This is a genomic window from Mucilaginibacter sp. BGA-UO-ETr-C110, assembly GCF_059567985.1.
Window position 1 is genome coordinate 4,003,237 of sequence record NZ_JCAQPB010000002.1, and the last position, 24,925, is coordinate 4,028,161.

At 37.6% G+C, this 24,925-nt stretch carries 17 protein-coding genes; all 17 read right to left on the reverse strand.

The annotated features are described in order from the left end of the window. Positions 1 to 7: 7 nt before the first annotated feature. On the reverse strand, positions 8 to 1,108 hold the full coding sequence (locus AC57BQ_RS17215; RefSeq protein ID WP_419702117.1) for an acyltransferase family protein: 1,101 nt from the start codon (positions 1,106 to 1,108) through the stop codon (positions 8 to 10). A gap of 31 nt (positions 1,109 to 1,139) precedes the next feature. Further along, complete coding sequence (locus AC57BQ_RS17220) at positions 1,140 to 2,171, reverse strand: acyltransferase family protein (RefSeq protein ID WP_496407460.1); 1,032 nt, start codon at positions 2,169 to 2,171, stop codon at positions 1,140 to 1,142. Positions 2,172 to 2,252: 81 nt separating this feature from the next. Then, the gene (locus AC57BQ_RS17225; RefSeq protein ID WP_496407461.1) at positions 2,253 to 3,425 is read right to left on the reverse strand and encodes a glycosyltransferase; all 1,173 of its coding nucleotides are present in this window, start codon (positions 3,423 to 3,425) and stop codon (positions 2,253 to 2,255) included. Positions 3,426 to 3,434: 9 nt separating this feature from the next. Further along, complete coding sequence (locus AC57BQ_RS17230) at positions 3,435 to 4,022, reverse strand: acyltransferase (protein WP_496407462.1); 588 nt, start codon at positions 4,020 to 4,022, stop codon at positions 3,435 to 3,437. Then, positions 4,012 to 4,653 carry an acyltransferase gene (locus AC57BQ_RS17235; protein WP_496407463.1) on the reverse strand — a complete coding sequence of 214 codons (642 nt, stop codon included), beginning with the start codon at positions 4,651 to 4,653 and terminating at the stop codon, positions 4,012 to 4,014. Before AC57BQ_RS17235 ends, AC57BQ_RS17230 begins: the two co-directional genes overlap by 11 nt. Before the next feature lie 37 nt (positions 4,654 to 4,690). Then, positions 4,691 to 5,914: a glycosyltransferase family 4 protein gene (locus tag AC57BQ_RS17240; RefSeq protein WP_496407464.1), complete on the reverse strand. Its 1,224-nt coding sequence runs from the start codon at positions 5,912 to 5,914 to the stop codon at positions 4,691 to 4,693. Positions 5,915 to 5,916: 2 nt separating this feature from the next. Next, positions 5,917 to 7,191 (reverse strand): oligosaccharide repeat unit polymerase, encoded by a 1,275-nt coding sequence (locus tag AC57BQ_RS17245; protein ID WP_496407465.1) that lies wholly within the window; start codon positions 7,189 to 7,191, stop codon positions 5,917 to 5,919. Between the two features lie 44 nt (positions 7,192 to 7,235). Further along, on the reverse strand, positions 7,236 to 8,198 hold the full coding sequence (locus AC57BQ_RS17250) for an NAD-dependent epimerase/dehydratase family protein (RefSeq protein ID WP_496407466.1): 963 nt from the start codon (positions 8,196 to 8,198) through the stop codon (positions 7,236 to 7,238). Further along, positions 8,195 to 9,307 carry a glycosyltransferase family 4 protein gene (locus AC57BQ_RS17255; protein WP_496407467.1) on the reverse strand — a complete coding sequence of 371 codons (1,113 nt, stop codon included), beginning with the start codon at positions 9,305 to 9,307 and terminating at the stop codon, positions 8,195 to 8,197. The genes AC57BQ_RS17250 and AC57BQ_RS17255 overlap by 4 nt, the downstream gene beginning before the upstream one ends. Further along, positions 9,304 to 10,809: a lipopolysaccharide biosynthesis protein gene (locus AC57BQ_RS17260; RefSeq protein ID WP_496407468.1), complete on the reverse strand. Its 1,506-nt coding sequence runs from the start codon at positions 10,807 to 10,809 to the stop codon at positions 9,304 to 9,306. The genes AC57BQ_RS17255 and AC57BQ_RS17260 overlap by 4 nt, the downstream gene beginning before the upstream one ends. Before the next feature lie 61 nt (positions 10,810 to 10,870). Beyond that, a complete protein-coding gene (locus AC57BQ_RS17265; RefSeq protein WP_496407469.1) occupies positions 10,871 to 11,824 on the reverse strand; it encodes a GDP-mannose 4,6-dehydratase in 954 nt (317 codons plus the stop codon). Positions 11,825 to 11,960: 136 nt separating this feature from the next. Beyond that, positions 11,961 to 14,312, reverse strand: coding sequence for a GumC family protein (locus AC57BQ_RS17270; protein ID WP_496407470.1), 2,352 nt, complete (start codon positions 14,310 to 14,312; stop codon positions 11,961 to 11,963). A 19-nt stretch (positions 14,313 to 14,331) separates the two neighbouring features. Next, entirely contained in the window at positions 14,332 to 15,156 is an 825-nt protein-coding gene (locus AC57BQ_RS17275) for a polysaccharide biosynthesis/export family protein (protein WP_496407471.1), read from the reverse strand. A 404-nt stretch (positions 15,157 to 15,560) separates the two neighbouring features. Next, positions 15,561 to 15,872: a DUF3467 domain-containing protein gene (locus AC57BQ_RS17280; protein ID WP_076374980.1), complete on the reverse strand. Its 312-nt coding sequence runs from the start codon at positions 15,870 to 15,872 to the stop codon at positions 15,561 to 15,563. A 228-nt stretch (positions 15,873 to 16,100) separates the two neighbouring features. After that, positions 16,101 to 20,387, reverse strand: a complete 4,287-nt coding sequence (gene rpoC, locus AC57BQ_RS17285) for a DNA-directed RNA polymerase subunit beta' (RefSeq protein WP_496407472.1) — start codon at positions 20,385 to 20,387, stop codon at positions 16,101 to 16,103. Positions 20,388 to 20,496: 109 nt separating this feature from the next. After that, positions 20,497 to 24,300 (reverse strand): DNA-directed RNA polymerase subunit beta, encoded by a 3,804-nt coding sequence (gene rpoB / locus AC57BQ_RS17290; protein WP_496407473.1) that lies wholly within the window; start codon positions 24,298 to 24,300, stop codon positions 20,497 to 20,499. A 216-nt stretch (positions 24,301 to 24,516) separates the two neighbouring features. Then, positions 24,517 to 24,900 (reverse strand): 50S ribosomal protein L7/L12, encoded by a 384-nt coding sequence (rplL, locus tag AC57BQ_RS17295; protein WP_090473137.1) that lies wholly within the window; start codon positions 24,898 to 24,900, stop codon positions 24,517 to 24,519. Positions 24,901 to 24,925 lie beyond the last annotated feature (25 nt).

Sequence of the window (24,925 nt, forward strand, 5' to 3'; positions counted from 1 at the left end):
TGAAAAATTATTTTGTTTTGGGTTCAAACCGATCCTTTAGCTTTAAAAATTTCTTTTCATAAAAATAGTAGGATATACAAGCCACAATAACCAATAAGCAAATATTAAATGGCAGCTTGCTCATAAAAGGAGGCAGGTTTTTTGTTGTGGTAGTAAATAGTTGCTGCCATATATAAAGACTGTAGGAGAGCACCCCTATAAATCCCATTATTTTTGAATTTAAAAATTTAAAAATAAAATCGCTGCTATGCACCAGGTTTGAAATTATTAGATACGCCGCCAAAAATGAGATCAGGAGATTGGTGAATACAATTTTCACACTATAGTTCTGATCATACTGAATAAAGAAAAATGAGGCTATAATAAGCAGGTTAATAACTACTTTATATTTTGAGATAAACGTAAAATTAAAATAGTTTTTAAACATCAATACAGAAAATAGGCAACCTACAGCAATGCTTTGAAATTTAATTAGATAATGGGTACCAGCATACACAATACCTGTATTTAACTGGTGAACATAGTCAGCTAATAACAAAATAACGGGTAATAAAAACACTATAAAAATGATTATCCATAAGTAAACCTTAAAGTTCTTTTTTAGCAGGTAAGGGAAAAACATATAAAACTGCTCTTCAACCGATAATGACCAAAAATGCTGTGTAATTATGGAATTATAATGTTTAAGAAAATAAGAGAAGTTCATTATATAAAGCCCGGCAGCAACAAAGGTTACAAAACTTATATGTAATTTAAAGAAGTAATTCAGTAACAGAACTACAAATATATACAGATACGCAACCGGAAATATCCTTAGCAAACGTCTTATATAAAACCGTTTAAGAGATATCGTTTTGGTTTTAACCTTTTCTTTAATAAGCAACGTTGTTATCAGGAAACCGCTGATCACAAAAAAGATAGCTACTCCAAGGCCGCCGTTAAAAATTAAAAAGTTTTTCCCTTCGTTGATGTGAAAAATAATAACAAAGATTATGGAAACACCTCTAAAGCCATCAAGTGAAGGATAATGAGACTGCTTTAATATTTCGGGGATTTCCGTTATCTCCGAAAAGAGACTTGTACTGATTTTTTTTAACGAATTAACCATCTTTTCTTTAAAATTTTTATTTATATCAGTGTTATTTTTTGATTAAACTATGCTTTTCTTGTGGCCCCTTGATCTTTGACTCAACCCACTTTCTTCTGAGGTTATCAATTGGCTTATCATAAAATCTGAAAAGAAGATAAGAAAGCCCTAAAGTAATTACCAAATACCCTATTGTATAAGGTAGCCTTTGTACAAAGCTCAGATCCCTTGAATAATAATTATAGGGTGCTATGAGTGCCCAATGAGCTAAATAAAGTACAAATGACATTTCACCAATCGCTCTGTCGGTCTGGTCACTTTTACGCCTGACGCTGTTACTGAAAAAAGGGATTAAAAACAAGGGTAATGCCGTGTTCAGATAGTGATTAAAATCGCAATAGGGATCTTTTAATGTATGAGCCCTTAAAACAGGTATACAATAAATCAGCAATAGAATAAAAAAGAACATCCCATTAAAGATGAGCTCAGTTCGTGCCGAAAAAGTAAGTTTCTTCAAAAAAATGACCATCCCTACTATAAAGAAAAACAACAATGGGAATACCGTTGTCGGAATTTCTGTTACAGGTACCAATAGTGTATGAATTATTAAAACGATAAAACTTAGCGCAGCTATAATGTATAAAAAAATGTCTTTCTTTTTAAAGATCATGTATAGCAAAGGAAAAAGCAGATAATATTGTAATTCAAGATCCAATGACCATGCTGGTGCTAAAGGAAACCTTTTTACTGTATTTAGCCCCAGGATGAAAATATTTGACAGATAAAAGCCAACAGACCTGTTTGCCATTAAGGATAAAAAAACCTGATGATCATAAATTGATTTTAACAATATAGTGATGGCATTAAATAATATAAACACAGGAAGCAATCGCCAAAACCGACTTACATAAAAATTCACGACAGAACTTTTTGAATATTTATTTTCGTACATCAGTGTAATCCAGTATCCACTCAGCATAAAAAAACTAAGTACCGCAAATTCGCCCAAAGGAAGAAGCTTTGAAATATGGAAGGCAACTACTGTTAAGGCAAGTATTATTCTGACAACACCTGGTTTAAGCATAATTTTAAAAGTAAATATTTATAAAGTACATCGTTTAAATATAGACCGGCTTCAACTTGTAAATATGTATTAACAGGGTTATCAATCAAATTTTATCGTTGCAGGTGGGGGTGTATTATTAATTGCCCAACTATACACGTCTTTCATTTGTACCGCTATTGACTCCCATGTAAATTTTTGCTTTACCAGTTCATATCCGTTATTACCCATGGTAGTAAGTTCCTGATCAGACATAGCAAAAAACTCGTTTAATCCCCTCGCAATATCATCGGCATCGGGCTCAATTTTTAATGCCGCATTGGCCGTAAAGCCTTCCGGAAGGTTACAGGCCGGCGTAATTACAACGGGAAGATTATATGACCAGGCTTCAAGCACAGCCATTGGCATACCCTCGCTAAACGATGGCAGAATAAATGCATCAACCGAACGAAAACACATATCCTTCTCTTTATGAAACTGCGGTCCTATAAAAATAACATCCTTTTCCAAACCCAGCTTAGCTTGTAACTGTAATAAGGTATTTAAATACTCTTTACCATTGCTTTCGCCGGCAATGGCAATTTTCCAGTTCTTTTTATCACTACCTATTTTAGCCCAGGCATGCATTAAGTTTTCAATACCTTTTTTAGGGTGCAACCTGCTCAGGAACAATAGAGTTTTACGGTTGTCATTAACCTTCCAATCTGGTATTACACCATCAGCCGGAGGTGTTTTAGCAGGTAAAAAAACACCATTAGGAACAATAGCTATCGGATTTTTACAGCCAAAACTTCTGATTGCCTCATATTCCGGCTCGCCAAGAGCATGTATACAACTTGCGTTTTTCAGGTGCTCACTTTCGTATAAAGTAAGACCGATCTTTTTCTTCCAACCCCGTACGTTTAATATCCATTTATCTAACATACCTCGCGGGGCTATTAAGTAAGGCTTGTGGTTTTTTTGTGAATATTTTAAATTCACATAGGATGAATATAAATAAATTCCCTGAGTATGTGTAATATCAGGCATTATCTGATATACCTTACTCTTAAGATCGCGGGAGTAAGCTAACTTAGGGGTGCCGACTATATGATATTCCTCCAATTTAAGCGGTTCGTATGCTTTTATATCCAGGTCGCTGTACTCATCCCTGAAAGCTAATACAACAGGATCTATGTCATCTAATTTTAAAAGGGACTGCCCCAGGTTTCTGACACTGTTATACAAGCCTCCTGCATTACGAGAATTAGAGGCACTTAATAAAAGTACTTTCATAGCATATATTTATTTTCTGTAACGAATTATTTTAGCCGGATTGCCACCAACAATAGCCCATTCAGGTACATCCTTGGTCACAACACTACCCGCTCCTACTATAGAATGGCTGCCTACATGTACTCCCGGGAGTATTATGGTACGGGTACCAATCCAAACATCATCGCCTATAATTACAGGTTTACGAGGAGTGGCTCCCTGGTGTGTCATAGGTATAGTAACATCACTAAAATGATGGCTGGCCGACAGAATGGAAACATTGGGGCCCATCATTACTTCATCACCAATCACCGTATCGTTGCCTATCCAGGCTCCCTTATTTAAGGATGAATTCTCACCAATCTCCACATTTACACCAGTTCCAAAATCCACATCTGCGTGTACTTTGAAATTTTTAGCGGCTTTTCTAAATATCTTTCTGGCCAGCATTTTTCTTATCCGCATGCTCAACCCGCTTAAAGGCAACGGGGTATCAGGTAAATGTTTGGCAATGCAATAATAAAAAGTCAAGCAAATAGATTGCCCTAACGATAGTTTCTGACGCTTTCTTACATCTGATGATTTATCAACAAAAAAGCCTTTTAAATCATTCTCCATTGTTTCGCATTTTAATTACTTTGGCGGGTACTCCTGCTACTACCGAGTATGCAGGCACATCCTTACTTACAACCGAATTTGCTCCAATTACCGCTCCATCACCAATTATTACACCAGGTAAAATAATACAGCCCCGGCCTATCCAACAATCTTTACCAATTTCAATGGGGGCGCCGTAATAGTCCTGATTTTTTATAGTGGTATGTACATCATCAAATTTGTGATTGTAGTCTCTTATACTGGTATACTCACCTATGGATGTACTTTCACCTATGGTTATAGAAAAGAGTGAGGTAATATAACAGCCATCGTTTATGGACACCTTATTGCCAATAATTATTTTTGATTGCGGTGCTCCCTGGAAAACACACCGTTTGCCTATGCGTACGTTATCCATTAATCGGATATCGGCACAAGGCCAGATAAACTCCGGCATACCATCAATGGCTACATTTTTACCGATGTACCTAAATCCATACCGGCCGGCGGTGAGCATCCAGATCAGGTTAAACTTTTGTCTTATCCACCTGCCAAAATACCATACTAGTGCAAAAGGTAACCTGGGGCCGAAAGCACGCATTTTTTGAAGGGTGCTGCCAGTTGCAGGTCTTGCAAATTCTTTTTCGTGCATACTATCTTGTCCTTTTTAATAATTAATTTTAAGGGGGTTATTTATTTATTAAAACATCAGTCAGTTTTATTCCATATTCTTTGACTGAATAAAGAGCCGATTTTTCCAACGAACTAATAGCCATGTTAAATCTCAATTCGGGTTGAGCTAACAGTTTAGTGATACTGCTTTTCAACCCCTCTACATCTCCGGCATTACTTAAAAAACCGTTTAGGCCATCTTCAATAACACTTCCGCTTTGATAGGTTGTTACAATAGGCAATCCCCAGCTCATGGCTTCAATTAAAACTAAAGCCGAACCTTCCAGGTAAGATGGAAAGAAAAACAGATCGGCATTTAAATATTGTTTAGCCAACTCCTCATTTGATAGCTTCCCTAAGTAAGTTAAATTTTTGTTGGGATATTTTTGTACCAGTTCCTGAGCGTCATTTTCTAAAAGACCGGCCAAAAGAAATTGTACCGGTTCATTTTTAAATGCTTCGGCTATAGTTAAAATATCTTTAATGCCTTTCCTGTATCCCGAGTTGCCAGCAAACAAAATATTAAATGAGTCCTGCTTTTTCGCAAATTTCTGTTCTATCTGATTAAGAATAGTTTCCCGACTCACATTGGGTGTGTAACCATAGTTCACTACAGAAACTTTGTTTATATCAACTGATCCATCTTTAATCAGTTCGTTCTTCACATACTCGGATGGGACAATGATATTACTAGAATAACCCCATTCCTTACGTTCAATATCTTGTTGAAAGCGACAATAATCAATATGTGAAGAGTAATCAATCCCATATTTTTCCTGGAAAAGCTGCCACATTTCAATTTGACTACTTCGGGGAGCTACGCATTGTTCCAGATATGCTTTCCATCCTTTATCATGTGCCCATTCCAAAAAGTCGATACTAATGGTATCAAAGCCAAAATATTTACCAGGCTGCTTATCCTTTGCATAAGCTATCAATCTATCGCCTAAACGTTTATTTGCAGCTTTAAAGGCAGTTATCCGGTCGGAATACTTTAGCCTGAAACGAAATGACAATGCCCCAAGCCAATCACCAGACACCACATCATTGGTGAAACCCGGATCATATTTTTTATATTTTGCAGTTAGTTTTGGGCCAATTAATGGAAGATTAGCCAAACTTCCTTTTGTAGAAAAATAAGTATCAGTAACAAACTGATCTAATAACCCTCTTTCGTAAAGTGCTTTGGCAGCAGCGGAATGTCTTGGGACACCCAATTGCCCAACTATAAATTTTGTCATCTTTAAACCTTTTCCATTATATAAAACTTTTTATTAATGCGTGAATATCTTCTGGCCCCACCATATACAAGCAGATACATAATTATATTAGTGGGAATAAAAAACATTGAGTCATAAACCGAGAAAAGAATAAATGTGGAGAAGAAGCAATAAAACATAACAGCAGACACATTATCCTTCCTGATAGCTTTGAGGTAATATCTTTTAGTTATAGCCGCAAAAATAAAGAAGAAGATAAAACCGAAATATCCAAACTCAAAAAACACTGCGGCAAAGCCCGTGGGTGACAGGTAATTTCGATACTCATCTCCATCGTATTTTGCGTGTTTATCTCTCAACGTTTTTAAATCAAGATTATAAGGCAGCATTAATGATTCCTTAAATTTTTGACCAAAAACATTACTACTGGCAAATTGGTATACAAATACATTATAGGTAGTTACCCCCCAGTTAAAATTACCGCTTAAGTCTGCAACCTCCACGTTACGAGCGGCATCTACCACCTCATTCCTATTATCCCCAGCCACATATGATGCCATTAAAGCTGTTGGTGATATAGTAAGTAAAGAATTAAAGTTCCCTTTCAGGGTATAATTTCGGTAAGCCGGTAAAAAGGTGATAATGAATATGCCTACAAAAACCGCCGGCAATATCAGGCCCTTGCGTACTTTAATATTTCTTATAAAGTATAACGGAAAAACTAAGGTGATTATCAGGTTAAATACTTCGCTTCGCCGCCCATCAATAATAATTAACTTAAGTGAAAACAAAATTGATATAACCAGAAAAAACAATTTATCTTTTGTTGGCTTTAAAAGATAAAGCGTTAAAAGCATAATAGTTGCAGGGCGTAAACAGCGTGCAGGATACAGTAATATAGCATAAGTACCTCCATTACGGGATTCAGCATCGTACCCTCCCATAGCAATGAGGGCACCGAAAGATATGACCATGATCACATATAAAAACCGGCTCATTTTATCGGGATCATACGCACTTATAATTTCAACTTTCGGCTTGCGTTTATTACCATACGATATATAACCTACTATGGCAGCCCAATAACACAACACCGAGAATAAACAATACCTTATATACTCGGAATCTGTTATCAGTTTACTATTATCAATAACTCCTAATAAAGTAGGTAATATCCACACCATTACTGCCATACTATACAGAAATGGAAGCTGGTATATTTTATCCCTATCCTTATATGCCTGTATTACAGGAATAATAGTAGAAATCAATAAAAGTATAAACGAAAACTCTCTCATTATTTTACCACTTCAACATTGCACACTATTTGCATTTAAACTTATCAGTTACTCAAATTCATAAACCATTCATACAACGAGTTTAAGCCACTATCAATACTTACGGTTTCTTTAAACCCTATACGTTGTAATTTACTTATATCCGCTCTCCACTTTTCAGGATCACCGGTGCGAGCCACTCCGCCAAATTTAATATCAGGCAAACTTACAGCTTCTTTAAATAAACAATTCGCGGCCTCACCTATACTAGTTTCTTTACCGTTAGCAACATTATATACATTAAACTGTGTTTCTTCACTCGCATCGCAGGTTGCAATTAAAACAGCTGCCTGTGCCACATCCTTAGCATGAATAAAGTCTCTTGATTCTTTACCTGTGCCAAATAAACTTAATTCAACCACTTCATTGTTCTGAAGTTTATCCAGTGATGTCTTATACCTGTTAAGCACATCCCAGAAAAGCTGTTTACGCAAGCCCTCCCCATAAGCCGAGAATATTCGTAAAACACTGCTTCTTATGTTATAATAATTGCTGTAATGCTGAACCAGATTTTCGGCCAGTAATTTATGAATACCATAAGGAGAAATAGGCTTTAAAACAGCGGTTTCCTTTATAGGCAACGAATCTGGATTACCGTAAACCGCGGCACTTGAAAAAAGTACAAAATGTGCAGCAGAACAATATTGTTTTATCCACTGCAGGAATGCTAATGTTGGGGGTACCAGGTTATTAAAATCTTCGGAGGGGTTTTCTACCGATAATTGTATAGACGCACCACCTGCCAGATGGAATATATAGTCGAAGCTGTTATTTTTAAATAACAATTCTGTTTCATTATCTAATAATCCCGCTGTTGAAAATCCGCTCCATATTTCTTTTTTAAAAGGGTCCCGGATATCTATGCCATATAATATTGCATCTTCCTGACTACATAAATCGGCCAAATACGTACCTAAAAAACCTGAAGCTCCTGTGATTAAGACTTTTTTATTGCTAAATTTTTTCATGATACTGTCCTTTTACTAGCAGAGAAGTAACCTTTGGGATCACTAAGCATTTTTAACCAGGTCCTGTTAAATGCAAGATTGCTATAATTCTCTTCGTAAATATTATTTATATACTGGGCGCTAAACTTGTTCCCGTTTATCATATCAATAAAGCTACTAAAATTTGAATGCAGGCTATCTTTATCAATCTCTGAAATAAATAAGCCCTCCTTATTTGTTTCGCCTACTTCGGGCATTGCGCCAATTGTGGTTGCAAAAACAGGCCTTCCAAATCGCATAGATTCAATTAAAGCCAAAGGTAGACCTTCGGTGGCTATCGAAGGAATGATTATACTATGATGAGTACCAATGAGATCAGGAAATTCTGCATCACTATAAAACCCTTTCAAAGAGATCTGATTGTTCAAACCCTGGTCATCGATTTCCTGCTGGATACTTTTTGCTTCAGGTCCGCCTCCGTAAATATTCAGTGTTATACGTTGATTAGTTTTAAAAACCGCAGCCGTTGCCTTTATAAAATCCTTTAGTCCTTTATTCCAGGCTAAGCGTCCAAAATAAGCAATACGGATACCCTCATCTAAAGCTGGTATAGCTTTATAACTATCTGCCTCGTACTCTTTTGAAAAACAGGGAAGAAAATCAACAGGCTTACTCGTTGATACATTTAATGTAAATGGCTTGATCATCCCCTTTGTTTGTACCGCAACCGCATCAAAATCATTTACCATTTTTAACCTCAGTTTATCGGCTGTAGCTTCAAAATGCACTTCCTCAAATATTTTAAAGGTAGATTTTGGCAATTTAGAGGCTATCAGTGCATAACCATAGCCTAAGCCTGTTGCAATAAATACATCAGGAGCAAATGCTTTTGCCCTGCGCCCGGCACCGGCAAGTTTCAAAACCTTTTTTACCTTATCAATTATTGTAGTCGGTTTGTACGGAATAATAATTTCCTCAATACTTTCATTATTGAAAATCTTATCATTTGTGTCATTTATATTAATGCACATAATCTGGAAATCAGCCTGCTGTAAGTACTTCACCAAAGTAGTATAGTGAACACTCAGGCCACCAAGATGTCCGTTATTACCCATTACTAATAGCTTCATCTTCGTTTTTTCACTATGTTTAAGGTTTGTTTTCTTTGTTCTGCATTAAAACCGGTAAACCATAAAATTAACAGATAAGTTATAGCGGTGAACATTAATAAAACCAGATGTATTTTACCGGAAACCCGTTCATCTGCCATTAAAATTAAAACCGATACTGCACTAATAATAAATGTATATTTTAACGATGGTAATGCCTCCTTTAATCTATTTAGGATTTCAAGTTGTTTTGCTAATCGATAAAACACATAACAGGACGAAGGGGTAAGTACAATCAGGTTTCCTAACACGATACCTTTTAAACCAAAAAAGTAACCACCCAAAACGGTCAACAATAAACCTGCAATGGTGATACAAACCTGTAACCTTGCATACCACCTGATGGTGCCCAGTACAATTAGAACATTTTCATTTAAACTGGCAAGGGTAACTACTGCCATGTAAAAAGCAAGCAGTATAGTAAAGTAGAATCCTTCATACTGACTTGGTCCTACCCAAACCAAAACTATGTATTTGTGAAATAAAATCAGCCCCCAAAATGCCGCTATCAAAATAGTTATTTTTGACTTCAACGTTTGCAGGTATAGATTTCGTAAAGTTTCCCATTCCTCTTTTATTACCATTTCGTTCATTCCTGGTAATAAGTTATACATGATTAAATTTATATAAGTAAACATCATCATGGGCGGGGTAACCATTGAATAATAATGCCCTGCAGAAACAGCCCCTACCATTATACCGGCAATAAAAACAGTGCTACTTTGAAATGCTCTGGTTGCTATGTTTATCAAAAATGAGTCTATTCCGAAAGAAAAAAGTTGTTTAAATACAGATTTATCGTATATCTTCCAGGAGAATTTTATATCCGGATTCTTCACTTTGAAATATATCATCTGGGAAAATGCAGCCAGAAAATCGCCTATAACATTGGCTAAAACAATGCCTGTAATACCATAGTGAAGCTTAATAAAAATTAAGGTTAAAATAAATCGCAAACAAATACCTATAGTGAGGCATATATTTGCAACTTTCATGTTTTGTGTGGCATACAAAACAATATTGAACATGGTAAAATAATAACGGATACAATACCATATGGCTAATATGATCATTGCATTTCGTGCATCGGATTGTAAGGACCCTTTTAATCCTAATGATGAAGGCAAAATGAAACTTAACAAAGCAATGATAAGTCCCATGATGGCACAAGCAACAAACAGGTACCAACGGCCAATATTAAAAATATTTATAAATTTCTTTTTCCCATCAACCGGATCGTTAAAAGATTGGGAGAGATAGCGCGATAACATGCTTGTAAAGCCAAGATCAAGCAGGGTAAGGTAACCCACAATTTGCATGATAGAGGCATACCCGCCTAACGATGCTGAGCCGCCGTTTTTTATCAACAGTGGGGCTATCGTTATTTGCAGCACCATAAATGTAATCTGGAATAAGCCTTGCGTTAATAATCCAGAAAGAAATTTCTTTATCCTTTGGTCCAAATCTTTAAATTAATTATTTTGATAACTATACCTGATCCTACTGGTCCAAAGAAATCGACTACTAAATATTTTCCGATTCTTTCTTATACCATTCTAAAAAAGAAGATAAGCCTTCTTCTAACTTTACCTGGGGTTTATAGCCTAATAGTTTTTCGGCTTTTGCAATATCAGCGTAGGTCTGTGATACATCACCCGGCTGATTTGGCAATCTGTTTATGATCGCTTTCTTTTCGCAGATGTTTTCTATTGCTTCAATAAGCCCTTTTAATGTCACCGTTTGATGATTTCCAAGATTAATGATCTCAAATTCAGATCCGCTATACTCTATTGCGGCTTCAATACCCTGAATGGTATCAGTAACAAAAGTGTAATCTCTGCTTGTTGAACCATCACCAAAAACAGGTATAGGAGTATTATTGAGGATAGATTTAAAAAACTTATGAATAGCAAGGTCCGGACGCTGACCGGGGCCGTAAACAGTAAAAAACCTTAAAGCTATAAACCTTATCCCATATAAATGGCTGTATACGTGTCCCAGCATTTCACCTGAAAGCTTTGTTGAAGCATAAGGGCTGATGGGTAACAATTGCTCATTTTCATGCCAGGGCACATTTTCATTTACGCCATACACACTACTTGACGAAGCAAACACAAACTGCTTAATATCATTTTTCCGGGCAAATTCAAGTAAATTTTGTGTTCCGCTTACATTTACATCCTGGTATAATATAGGATCTAAAATGCTCGGTCGTACTCCGGCTTTAGCAGCCAGATGAACTATTACATCAATTTTTCCCGCTTTTTCTAAATCTTGCAGGTTACGGATATCGCCTCTGATAAGCGTGAAATTTTCATGATCTTTAAAAGAACTGATATTTAAGTCCTTTTGCTTTAATGAATAAAAATCATCAAAATTATCAATGCAAACTACATTATATTTATTGGTTGATAATAGCTTCTTTATAAGGTTACTACCTATAAAGCCAGCCCCTCCGGTTATCAGTATATTTTTCATGAACAGCTGTAATTATGAACCATGTTAACTTCAATATATCTTTATAGCAAAATTTAAGATATATGAATTTGAGATTTGATGAGCTACAATTGATACAAATTCAAATGCATAAATGTAGCTCGCCCCCTATATTTCGTTATTTGTTTCGACGTAAAAGCTTGGATAATCCTTTCGCTGGCTTAGCTTCATCATAATAACCATAGCCGTATCCATAGCCATAGCCATAACCGTACGCCTGATCAGCATCAACAGAATTGAATATGATATTCATGTTCTTAAATACTTTACGCTGATATAATTCGTCAATTGCTCTTAAATGGGATTTAACAGTATAGTTATGCCTTACTATAAACATGGTGGCATCAGCCCACTTGCTTAATATCTGCGCATCGGTCACTAATCCTACAGGTGGCGCATCAAGTAAAACATAATCAAATTCTTTGATGAGTTCGTTAATTAATATTTCAATCTTTCCATTAACCAACAATTCAGCAGGGTTATGTGGTACCGCCCCACTGGTAATAATAAAATAGTTATCCAACTGAGGTATTGTTCTTATAATGTCTTTATAATTTACTTTCCCTATAAGATAATTTGATAAACCTGTTGTATTTTCTATTCCAAGAGCCGAGTGTAATTTGGGTTTGCGAAGATCGAGTTCTAATATAATCACCTTTTTATCGGTGGTAGCTAAACTTGCACCTAAGTTCAGGGAAACAAAAGATTTACCTTCACCACTTATATTTGATGTAAATAACAATACTTTACGTTCCTTTTCGGGACTAACAAATTGCAAATTTGTTCTTAAAACCCTAATCTGTTCTGATATTTTTGACCTCGGTCTTGTAACCACCACCAATGGGGCCACTTCATCCAGGTGCGCAATTTCACTAAGAATTGGTGTTTTTGTGAACTTCTCAATGTCAGACCGGCGTCTTACCTTAATATTTAATAATTCTCTTAAATAAATTATCAGGAAGGGCAATAAGATACCGCCTAAAAAGAATACGATATAGATAACTTTTTTTACCGGTTTAATGGGCTTATCTACAAACTTAGCTACATCAATTGTACGGCTATCAGCTACTGATGAGGCCAATGACAGCGCTGTTTCCTCTCGTTTTTGTAAAAGGTAAGTAAACAGATTGTTTTTAATATCCTGTTCACGCATTACATCTATCAAACCTCGCTCTTTTGACGGAACGCTTTTGATAATACCTTCAAACTTTTTGCTTTGAGTATTTAATTGATTGCGGGTTATTTCCATACCCTGTTTAACGTTCTGTACAGTTTCTAAAAGCGATTGCTTTAACGATTTTATCTGATCATTAATAGAACTAACAACAGGGTTGGTTTCAGGTATAGTTCTAAGCAAACTCTCTTTTCTTATCTTCGCCTCTGCTAATTGCTGAACTAAACCCAATATTGTAGGATCATCAATTCCCATTACAGAGGGTAAATTTACCTTATCATCAGCAGAGTTACTTAAATACTGCTCCAGGTTTTTAATGCTACCTTCTGCAAGGTTCAACTTATTCAGCTCAACATCATTAGTTGCTACGTTTTGCAAAAACAATTGTGATTGGGCCGAAACATCTGTTATACTATTGGTAGACTTATAATTGGAAACATTTTTTTCGACCAGGTTTAATTCCTGGGCCAGGCCGTCCAGTCTTTCTTTAATAAACACAAGCTGAGCCGAAGTAATTTTATTTTTATCTTCAATTGCTGCATTGTTATAAACCTCAACCAGTTTATTCAGTACATCCTGACCCCGCTGCGGAACGGCATCTTCCAATGTTATAATTAATACGGTAGCATCTTTACTGGCCGGATCAATATTTAGTTTATCAATATATTGCTGCGCAACTTCAGCAACAGTCATAAAATCTACATAAACAATATAATGATATAATGATCCTTTGGGATTTTGTGGGGTGATCTGTATTAAACCTGCTTCAGTTTCAACCGGATGATTAAGCGGAACTTTTTTACCGTTAAGTAAAGCTTCATTATCATTTATGATCTGAACTTTCCAGGTTGTATTATAACTTTCCGAATTGCTTTTAAATAAATCAATTTTAAAAGGTTTGTTTTTATATAAAATCTTTTTTGAAATACGGTTACGTACATAATAATCCGTTTGAAGGTGCAAAGAATCAACCACCTTTTCCATTAAGGTATTGGACTTTAAAATTTGAACCTCATTATCAATAATTTTATTTGATGAATTAAGGTCAAGCTGCTTCAGGATATCCTTCTCATTGCCACCTACCGAGTTTTTATCATCTTTGATTAAAACATCGGTTTCAACTTTGTATTGTGGAATTTGGTAAGCGGCGAATATATAGGCCAGGCCCATAAAAATAATTATAGATACAGCAAACCACTTCCAGTTTCTTATATATTTATAACTAACCTCCCAAAAACTAACCTCATTCTCAATGGTATCCTTTACTAATTGGCTAGATAGATCGTTGATGCTCATGTATTGTTATACTTGTAAATTAGTTTTTTGTAAGAAGAATTATAGCAGTAATTAAACTAACCACTGATGGTACCAGAATGTATGTTCTATCATTAACCTGAGCCTTACTTTTACCCGGTTCAACATACACCACATCATTTGCATGTAAATAATAATAAGGAGAATTAAACACATCGCGGCTGTTCAAATTAATGGTGCCGAACTCCTTTTTTCCATTTACATCTCTAATTATCTGAACATTGTTCCTTTTAGCAAAAATGGTAAGATCACCTGCCATACTTAATGCTTCGGGAAGTGTGATCTGTTCATTTGGAATAATATAAACAGCAGGTTTGGCAACCTCTCCTAACACAGAAATCTTGTAATTTGAAATACGTACAGTTACAGTAGGTTCTTTCAAATATGTCAATAAATGTCTTTTAATAGTGTCTCTTGCATCAACAGTAGTAAGACCATTTACTTTTATTACTCCAATAAGCGGTAATTCAATATTTCCGGATGCATCAACCAAAAAACCAGGTGATGAAGACTGGGTAAGCGCCGGTGCCGTAGAAATACCTTGTGTTGAAGATTGGGAGCTAGCACTACTTGCAGCTACTGCTCCGGTTGCCTGGGTGTACGGATTAAAAAAGCTACTGGCTTCCGGGCTTAATGAATTTATATATATTGATAAAATGTCGCCCGTTTGAATATGCGGAACATATAAACGCGATGTTGAGATGGTATCTGATTGATTAGGTGCCTTCTGAAAATATGCTATTTTCTTTGCATCAAAACACGAAGAAAATAACAATATGATGGTCAAAAAGAGTATAGGTGCTTTAATTCTGTCGAAATTGATCATATTTTAGGCTATATTTTTAATTATATATTTCAGTTTTGAATTACTGAAAGAGGGTACTTTTTTAAGTATCATAAGATGAGGAGGGATAAAAAAAGTTGTTTCAATATCATACGAAAGATTTCCTGTGGTTAACTTAAACATTCATTCAACTATAGACGGTTATTACCTTATACATTAAAAACAAAATGATGAATAAATCTCTGAAAACAATATTTTTAGTATTCAATTTGTACAATCTCACTACGCTTATATCATAGCAGCGCTGTAAAATATACGCATATAAATCCATCGCAATCTACACACTTTTTTCTATAAATAAACAAAAAATAAAAATATTATCAAACAAATGCCTATTTTCATTATCAATTATCAATTCTAACGGCATTTTAATACAAATATCAAAATTAAGCTTGTCCCATTGTTCCACCAAAATTCATTGGAAATCCAGATGGTTCCTGCTGAACTTTAATACGTCCATTAATCGATTCAAACTTTTCCAGATTGTCTTCCAGTGCGGTTAACAAACGTTTAGCATGTTCGGGGGTTAAAATAACCCGAGACTTTACCTTTGCTTTTGGTATTCCGGGCATTACTCTGATAAAATCAAGTACAAACTCTGAACTTGAGTGAGTAATTATCGCCAGATTTGAATAAATTCCTTCCGCTATTTCTTCGGAAAGTTCGATATTCAATTGATTTTCATTTTGTTCTTCCATTTCACTAAAATAATAAAGCCATTCATTTGTCAAAAGGCTTATCAATAATAACAAATATTGTTCAACCTTATGTATAAATGCTTCATCGTAAGCAACGAAATTCTAAAACCATCTTGTTTACATTTTGTTTTATTTTTTTTAAAAATTTCCATTGTCCGATTATTTTTTGATCATAAAACAAAAAAGCCCCCCGATTTACGGGGGGCTTTGGTAAATATTGCGGATAAATTACGCTTCTATTTCTTCGGCTTTTGAAGCCATTAAGCGATCAAATTCTTCTTGTGAACCTACACGGATATTTTCGTATTCGCGTAAGCCTGTACCAGAAGGGATCAAGTGACCAACAATAACGTTTTCTTTTAAGCCAAGCATTAAGTCTTTTTTACCTGCTATAGCAGCCTCATTCAGAACCTTAGTAGTTTCCTGGAATGATGCAGCCGAGATAAACGACTTGGTGCCCAACGATGCCCTGGTAATACCTTGCAGTATCGGACTTGAAGTTGCAGGAATAGCATCACGAACTTCAACCAATCTCAGATCCCTACGTTTTAGAACAGAGTTCTCATCACGCAGTTTTCTTAATGAAACTATCTGACCGGCTTTTAATGTAGTTGAATCACCTGGCTCAACAACAACCTTTTTGTCAAATATCTCATCGTTCTCGGTCATGAAATCCCAGCTATCAACAGCTTCACGTTCCAGGAAGCGGGTGTCACCGGCATCTTCGATCTGTACTTTCTGCATCATCTGGTGAACGATAACCTCAAAGTGCTTATCGTTGATCTTCACACCTTGCAAACGGTAAACCTCTTGTATACCATTTACCAGGTATTCCTGTACTGCAGCCGGGCCTTTAATAGCCAGGATATCAGCAGGAGATATAGAACCATCAGATAATGGCATACCGGCTTTCACAAAGTCGTTATCCTGTACAAGGATGTGTTTAGACAATGGAACAAGGTATTTTTTAACCTGACCGTCTTTTGATTCGATAGTAATCTCGCGATTACCACGTTTAACGCCACCTAAGGTTACCACACCGTCAATCTCTGTTACTACAGCTGGGTTTGATGGGTTACGTGCTTCAAATAACTCAGTTACACGTGGCAAACCACCGGTAATATCCCGGGTTTTACCAGTTGAACGAGGAATTTTAGCAATAACCTGTCCTGTTTGTAGTTTTTCGCCTTCTTCAACAGCAATGTGTGCTCCTACAGGGATGTTATATCCTTTTATTACATTACCTTTTGTATCAGTAATTTGAATAACAGGGTTTTTTGTTTTATCCCTGGTATCGATAATTACTTTTTCACGGTGACCTGTTTGCTCATCAGATTCCTCACGGAAAGTGATACCATCCAATACAGCTTCAAATTGAGTTAAACCTGCAAATTCAGATATGATCACCGCGTTATACGGATCCCATGAACAGATACGGTCGCCTTTGGTTATTTTGCTACCATCTTTAATATACAGGTATGAACCATAAGGGATATTGTTGGTAACAATGATCTTGTTACTCCCCTCTTCCACAATACGGAACTCACCAGAACGGCCTAATACCACATCTACATCACCTTCTTCGGTTTTGTATTGAACGGTACGTACGTTTTCAAATTCAATGATGCCATCAAACCTTGCATTGATCTGTGATTCAGCAGCAATGTTTGAGGCGGTACCACCCACGTGGAATGTACGTAATGTTAACTGTGTACCCGGCTCACCGATTGACTGTGCAGCTATTACACCTACAGCCTCGCCTTTTTGCACGCGTTTACCGCTTGCAAGGTTACGACCGTAACATAAAGCACATACACCACGCTTGCTTTCGCAAGTTAATACGGAGCGTATTTCAATACCCTCTAAAGGAGAGTTTTCAATCTTTTTACCTACTTCTTCAGTAATATCCTGACCAGCTGATACCAACAATTCGCTGGTGATAGGGTCATGAACATCATGTAAAGAAGTACGGCCTAAGATACGGTCATATAATGGCTCAACAATATCTTCATTGTCTTTCAGGGCTGTTGTGTAGATACCTCTTAAAGTACCGCAATCAACCATACCAACAATCATATCCTGGGCAACATCATGTAACCTACGGGTTAAGTAACCCGCATCGGCCGTTTTCAACGCCGTATCCGCCAAACCTTTACGGGCACCGTGAGTGGAGATAAAGTACTCCAATACGGATAAACCTTCTTTAAAGTTTGAAAGGATCGGGTTTTCGATGATCTCACCACCTGAACCTGATTTTTGAGGCTTAGCCATCAAACCACGCATACCTGCAAGCTGACGGATCTGCTCTTTTGAACCACGGGCACCTGAATCAAGCATCATGTACACCGAGTTAAAGCCCTGATTATCGTTGCTCAGGATGTCCATTACATTCGCTGTTAAGCGGTTGTTGATACGTGTCCAGATATCGATAATTTGGTTATAACGCTCGTTATTAGTAATGAAACCCATGTTGTAGTTACCCATTACCTCTTCAACTTGTTTAGAAGCTGTTTCGATCAGTGTAACTTTTTCAGCAGGGATATTGATATCCTTCAGGTTAAATGATAAACCACCCTGGAATGCCATTTTGAAACCTAATTCCTTAATATCATCAAGGAACTGGGCTGCACGGGCCATACCGGTAATTTTAACTACCTCACCAATAATATCACGCAGTGATTTTTTGGTAAGTAGTTCATTAATATAACCTACTTCAACCGGTACGTGCTCATTAAATAACACACGGCCTACAGTAGTATCAATGATCTTGCTTACAATGCTGCCATCTTTTTCTTTGATCAAACCTTTAACCTTGATAAAGGCATGCAGATCAATCATTCGCTCGTTGTAAGCAATAATTACTTCTTCAGAAGAATAGAAAGTTAAGCCTTCGCCTTTTACAACACGGCCAGCATCAGTTTTACGGCCTTTGGTTATGTAGTACAAACCAAGCACCATGTCCTGTGATGGTACAGTAATAGGCGTACCGTTTGCAGGGTTAAGGATGTTGTGTGATGCAAGCATCAGGATTTGGGCTTCCAAAATTGCCGCATTACCTAGTGGTACGTGAACGGCCATCTGGTCACCGTCAAAATCCGCGTTGAAAGCCGTACAGGTTAATGGGTGCAATTGGATCGCTTTACCTTCAACCAGTTTTGGCTGGAACGACTGGATACCTAACCTGTGCAGCGTAGGCGCACGGTTTAGTAATACAGGGTGTCCTTTCAATACGTTTTCCAAAATGTCCCAAACTAATGGGTCTTTACGGTCAACTATCTTTTTGGCAGATTTTACTGTTTTAACCACACCACGCTCAATCATTTTGCGGATGATAAATGGTTTAAACAGCTCGGCGGCCATATCTTTTGGTAAACCACACTCGTGTAATTTAAGGTTTGGACCTACAACAATTACCGAACGGGCAGAATAATCCACACGTTTACCTAATAAGTTTTGACGGAAACGGCCTTGTTTACCTTTCAGGATGTCTGAAAGTGATTTCAGAGCACGGTTACCTTCGGTTTTTACCGCATTTACTTTACGTGAGTTATCGAATAACGAGTCAACAGCTTCCTGTAACATACGTTTTTCGTTACGTAATATAACTTCCGGTGCTTTGATCTCGATCAACCGTTTTAAACGGTTGTTACGGATAATTACACGACGGTAAAGGTCATTCAGATCCGAAGTTGCGAAACGGCCACCTTCCAGTGGTACTAATGGACGCAACTCAGGCGGGATAACCGGAACGATCTTAACGATCATCCACTCAGGGTTATTCTCGATACGGGTTTTAGCATCACGGAAAGCCTCAACAACCTGTAAACGTTTTAAAGCTTCGTTTTTACGTTGTTGTGAAGTTTCGTTTGCTGCCTGGTGACGCAGGCTGAATGATAACTCATCCAGGTCAAGGCGCTTCAATAACTCTTCAAGAGCTTCGGCACCCATTTTAGCCACAAATTTTTGTGGATCCTTGTCATCAAGGTATTGGTTTTCTTTTGGAAGGGTATCTAACACGTCAAGATATTCCTCTTCAGTAAGGAAATCCATTTTGTTGATGCCATCAGCTTCTTTGATACCTGGTTGTATAACTACATAACGCTCGTAGTATATGATCAGATCAAGCCTTTTTGTTGGTAAACCTAAAAGGTAACCAATTTTGTTTGGTAATGAACGGAAGTACCAGATATGAGCAACAGGAACTACAAGGTTAATGTGGCCCATGCGCTCACGGCGTACTTTCTTTTCGGTTACTTCAACACCGCAACGGTCGCACACGATACCTTTGTAACGGATACGTTTGTATTTACCGCAATGGCACTCATAATCTTTAACCGGACCAAAAATACGTTCGCAGAATAAACCATCGCGCTCAGGTTTATAGGTCCTGTAGTTGATGGTTTCTGGTTTTAAAACCTCACCGCTTGAACGCTCCAGGATGGACTCAGGAGAGGCCAGGCTGATCGTAATTGTGGTGAAATTACTTTTGATTTTATTATCCTTTTTGTAAGACATAGTCTCCTTTGTTTTTAATTATTGAAGGAATGAATTATTGAATTATCGAATTCGAAAATTACTGAAGGACTGAATTAATCAATAATTCAATCCCTCAATAATTCAATAATTATTCTAACGTGATATCTAAACCTAAACCTCTTAACTCATGAACCAATACGTTGAATGATTCAGGAACAGAAGGAGTTGGCAGGTTTTCACCTTTAACAATAGCCTCGTAAGTTTTGGCACGGCCGATAACATCATCCGATTTAACGGTTAATATTTCCTGCAGTATGTTTGATGCACCGAATGCTTCGAGTGCCCAAACCTCCATCTCACCAAAACGCTGACCACCAAACTGGGCTTTACCACCCAATGGTTGTTGTGTAATTAATGAGTATGGCCCGATAGAACGCGCGTGCATCTTATCATCAACCATGTGACCTAATTTCAGCATGTATATAATACCTACTGTAGTTTGCTGGTCAAAACGATCACCTGTTAAGCCATTGTATAAATAGGTACGGCCTGATTCTGGTAAGTTTGCCTTTTTAACCCACTCTTCCACTTCTTCATGGCTTGCACCATCAAAAATCGGGGTAGCGAATTTAATACCAAGCTCTTTACCGGCCCAACCTAATACGGTTTCATAGATCTGACCTAAGTTCATACGTGAAGGTACACCCAGTGGGTTCAACACAATATCAACCGGTGTTCCATCCTCAAGGAAAGGCATATCCTCGTCACGTACAATACGTGCAACGATACCTTTGTTACCGTGACGACCAGCCATTTTATCACCCACTTTAAGCTTACGCTTTTTAGCGATGTAAACTTTGGCCATTTGTACGATACCTGATGGCAGTTCATCACCCACACTGATAGCGAATTTATCACGACGATAAGCACCTAATTCCTCATTAACTTTGATGTTGTAGTTATGAAGTAAAAGCTTGATCTGATCGTTTTTATCATCATCAGTTGTCCATTTAGTTGGATTAATATTTTCGTAGCTAAGCTCAACTAAAATTTTCTGGGTGAATTTTACACCTTTTGGTACTAAAAGCTCTTTGTAAATGTTGTAAACACCTTGTGATGTTTTACCATTCACGATCTCAAATAACTTTTCGATCAAAGTATTTTTAAGTTCTTTTACAGCTCTTTCGTGTTTAGTATCCAGTTTCTCCAACTGTGCTTTTTCTTCGGCCTTAGAGGTCTTTTTAGCACGGCTGAACAATTTGGTATCAATAACAACACCTGCAATAGATGGCGGAGTTTTCAATGACGCATCTTTAACGTCACCTGCTTTATCACCAAATATGGCACGTAACAGTTTTTCTTCCGGTGATGGATCTGATTCACCTTTTGGAGTGATCTTACCAATCAGGATGTCGCCTTCTTTAACCTCAGCACCTACACGGATAATGCCGTCTTCGTCAAGATCTTTGGTAGCTTCTTCTGATACGTTAGGGATATCCGGTGTCAATTCCTCTTCACCACGTTTAGTATCACGTACTTCCAATTCAAACTCTTCAACGTGAAGTGAAGTGAAAATATCTTGTGAAACCACACGCTCAGATATTACAATCGCATCCTCAAAGTTATATCCCTGCCAAGGCATGAACGCCACTTTTAAGTTACGGCCTAATGCAAGCTCGCCATTCTGAGTAGCATAACCTTCGCAAAGAACTTCACCTTTTGATACTCTTTGGCCTTTTTTAACAATCGGCTTCAGGTTCATGGTGGTGCTTTGGTTGGTTTTCTTGAATTTGGTTAAACGATAGCTTTTTGAATCGCCATCAAATGAAACCAAACGGTCAAGCTCATCACGGTCATATTTAATACGGATCTCGTTGGCATCAACATACTCCACTACACCATCGCCTTCGGCGTTGATCAGTGTACGTGAATCTTTTGCCACACGTCCTTCCAGTCCGGTTCCAACAATTGGCGCTTCAGGGCGTAACAATGGTACGGCCTGGCGTTGCATGTTTGATCCCATCAATGCACGGTTAGCATCATCATGTTCCAGGAACGGAATCAGCGAAGCCGCGATAGAAGTGATCTGGTTTGGAGCGATGTCCATTAAATCAAGTTTCTCCGGATCAATGATCGGGAAGTCACCTTCAAAACGTGCTTTTACTTTTGGCAATGCAAACACACCTTTATCATCATAATGGGCATTAGCCTGACCAATGGTTTTTCCGTCTTCGTCTTCTGCAGATAAATAGATAACCGCTTCATCAACCTGTACTTTACCTTCAACCACACGTTTGTACGGTGTTTCGATAAAGCCTAAGTTGTTGATCTTGGCGTGTACGCAAAGTGATGATATCAAACCAATGTTCGGTCCTTCCGGAGTTTCAATGGTACACAACCTACCGTAGTGGGTATAGTGTACGTCACGAACCTCGAAACCAGCACGCTCACGTGACAGACCACCGGGCCCAAGGGCTGACAGACGACGCTTGTGCGTGATCTCTGCCAGTGGATTGGTTTGGTCCATGAACTGTGATAACTGGTTTGTTCCGAAGAACGAGTTGATCACTGATGATAATGTACGTGCGTTGATCAGATCGGTTGGAGTAAACACCTCGTTATCACGGATGTTCATACGCTCACGTATAGTACGTGCCATACGTGCCAAACCAACACCAAACTGAGCATATAACTGCTCACCCACTGTACGAACACGACGGTTTGATAAGTGGTCAATATCATCCACCTCAGCTTTAGAGTTGATCAGTTTGATCAAGTACTTTACAATGGCAATAATATCCTGCTTGGTTAATACCTTTGTTTCATCAGAGGTATTCAATTTCAACTTACGGTTGATGCGGTAGCGGCCCACATCACCCAAATCATATCTTTTATCAGAGAAGAATAAACGATCGATGATACCACGGGCTGTTTCTTCATCAGGTGGTTCAGCGTTACGTAACTGACGGTAGATGTGCTCAACCGCTTCTTTCTCCGAGTTCGAAGTATCTTTTTGTAAGGTATTGTATATAATAGTATAATCACCGCTGGTGGCAGCATCTTCCTTATTCAGGATGATGGTTTTAACACCGGCATCAATGATCATATCAATATGATCGTCTTCCAATACGGTTTCACGCTCAAGGATGATCTCATTACGGTCGATAGAAACCACTTCACCGGTATCTTCATCCACGAAATCTTCAACCCATTTTTTAAGCACCCTTGCAGCAAGCTTACGGCCAATGAATTTCTTCAGACCAGATTTGCTTACTTTTACTTCGTCGGCCAGTTCAAACAGCTCTAATATATCTTTATCAGAGTCATAACCAATGGCACGAAGCAGTGTAGTAACCGGGAATTTCTTTTTACGGTCAATGTAAGCATACATCACGTTGTTAACGTCAGTAGCAAACTCAATCCATGAACCTTTAAAAGGGATAACACGGGCAGAGTATAATTTTGTACCGTTGGTGTGGCGGCTTTGGCCAAAGAACACACCAGGTGAGCGGTGTAACTGTGAAACAATTACGCGCTCGGCACCATTTATAACAAATGTACCTTTAGGGGTCATGTATGGGATAGTTCCCAGGTACACATCCTGTACAATAGTTTCAAAATCTTCGTGCTCCTCATCATTACATGAAAGGCGAAGCTTGGCTTTTAAAGGCACACTGTAAGTTAATCCGCGCTCTATACACTCTTGTATATCGTAACGTGGCGGATCAATAAAGTAATCAAGAAACTCTAAAACAAAGATGTTTCTTGAATCCGATATCGGAAAATTTTCAGCAAACACTTTAAACAAACCTTCTTTATAACGGTTGTCTGAGGTGGTTTCCAATTGAAAAAATTCCTGGAAAGATTGTAACTGAACATCCAGGAAATCAGGGTAATCAAGTACCTTTCTGCTGGTTGCAAAGTTTACTCTTTGATTATTGTTGTTTGCCAAGGTATTATAATTTTAGTTTATTAATAAACCTGTGTGAGATATGAGTATTGTGATGTGAGACGAAGGGTTTGAATATCTTTTATCGGGCCACTATAACCTACAAAAAGAGGATCCAGGCCTCAGATCGAATATCTCAAATCTATTAACGTATATAAACAGCAATAGACCCCGACCAAAATAGGTCGGAGTCTCATGCTATATTTTTATTGGGTTAACTTATTTAACCTCAACTACTGCTCCAGCTTCTTCTAATTGAGTTTTCAAAGATTGAGCTTCTTCTTTAGTTACACCAGTTTTTAATTCTTTTGGTGCGCCGTCAACAAGATCCTTAGCTTCTTTCAAACCTAAGCCAGTTAAGTCTTTTACTAATTTAACAACTGCTAATTTTGAACCACCTGCTTCTTTCAGGATAACGTCAAATGCAGTTTGTTCTGCAGCAGCAGCAGGGGCATCATCGCCACCAGCAGGAGCAGCAGCAACAGCTACAGCTGCAGCAGCAGGCTCAATACCATACTCATCTTTTAAGATCTGAGCTAATTCGTTTACTTCTTTTACTGTTAAGTTTACCAACTGTTCAGCAAACGCTTTTAAATCCGCCATTTTATTTAAATTTTACTTTTAATGC

Bases quoted from the DNA above. Each gene is read 5' to 3' on its own strand.
- AC57BQ_RS17270 (WP_496407470.1), bottom strand. From the start codon at position 14,312: ATGAGCATCAACGATCTATCTAGCCAATTAGTAAAGGATACCATTGAG.
- AC57BQ_RS17230 (WP_496407462.1), bottom strand. From the start codon at position 4,022: ATGGAGAATGATTTAAAAGGCTTTTTTGTTGATAAATCATCAGATGTA.
- AC57BQ_RS17255 (WP_496407467.1), bottom strand. From the start codon at position 9,307: ATGAAGCTATTAGTAATGGGTAATAACGGACATCTTGGTGGCCTGAGT.
- AC57BQ_RS17220 (WP_496407460.1), bottom strand. From the start codon at position 2,171: ATGCTTAAACCAGGTGTTGTCAGAATAATACTTGCCTTAACAGTAGTT.
- AC57BQ_RS17240 (WP_496407464.1), bottom strand. From the start codon at position 5,914: ATGACAAAATTTATAGTTGGGCAATTGGGTGTCCCAAGACATTCCGCT.
- rplL (WP_090473137.1), bottom strand. From the start codon at position 24,900: ATGGCGGATTTAAAAGCGTTTGCTGAACAGTTGGTAAACTTAACAGTA.
- AC57BQ_RS17265 (WP_496407469.1), bottom strand. From the start codon at position 11,824: ATGAAAAATATACTGATAACCGGAGGGGCTGGCTTTATAGGTAGTAAC.
- AC57BQ_RS17225 (WP_496407461.1), bottom strand. From the start codon at position 3,425: ATGAAAGTACTTTTATTAAGTGCCTCTAATTCTCGTAATGCAGGAGGC.
- AC57BQ_RS17235 (WP_496407463.1), bottom strand. From the start codon at position 4,653: ATGCACGAAAAAGAATTTGCAAGACCTGCAACTGGCAGCACCCTTCAA.
- rpoC (WP_496407472.1), bottom strand. From the start codon at position 20,387: ATGTCTTACAAAAAGGATAATAAAATCAAAAGTAATTTCACCACAATT.
- AC57BQ_RS17280 (WP_076374980.1), bottom strand. From the start codon at position 15,872: ATGGAAGAACAAAATGAAAATCAATTGAATATCGAACTTTCCGAAGAA.
- AC57BQ_RS17275 (WP_496407471.1), bottom strand. From the start codon at position 15,156: ATGATCAATTTCGACAGAATTAAAGCACCTATACTCTTTTTGACCATC.
- AC57BQ_RS17250 (WP_496407466.1), bottom strand. From the start codon at position 8,198: ATGAAAAAATTTAGCAATAAAAAAGTCTTAATCACAGGAGCTTCAGGT.
- AC57BQ_RS17215 (WP_419702117.1), bottom strand. From the start codon at position 1,108: ATGGTTAATTCGTTAAAAAAAATCAGTACAAGTCTCTTTTCGGAGATA.
- AC57BQ_RS17245 (WP_496407465.1), bottom strand. From the start codon at position 7,191: ATGAGAGAGTTTTCGTTTATACTTTTATTGATTTCTACTATTATTCCT.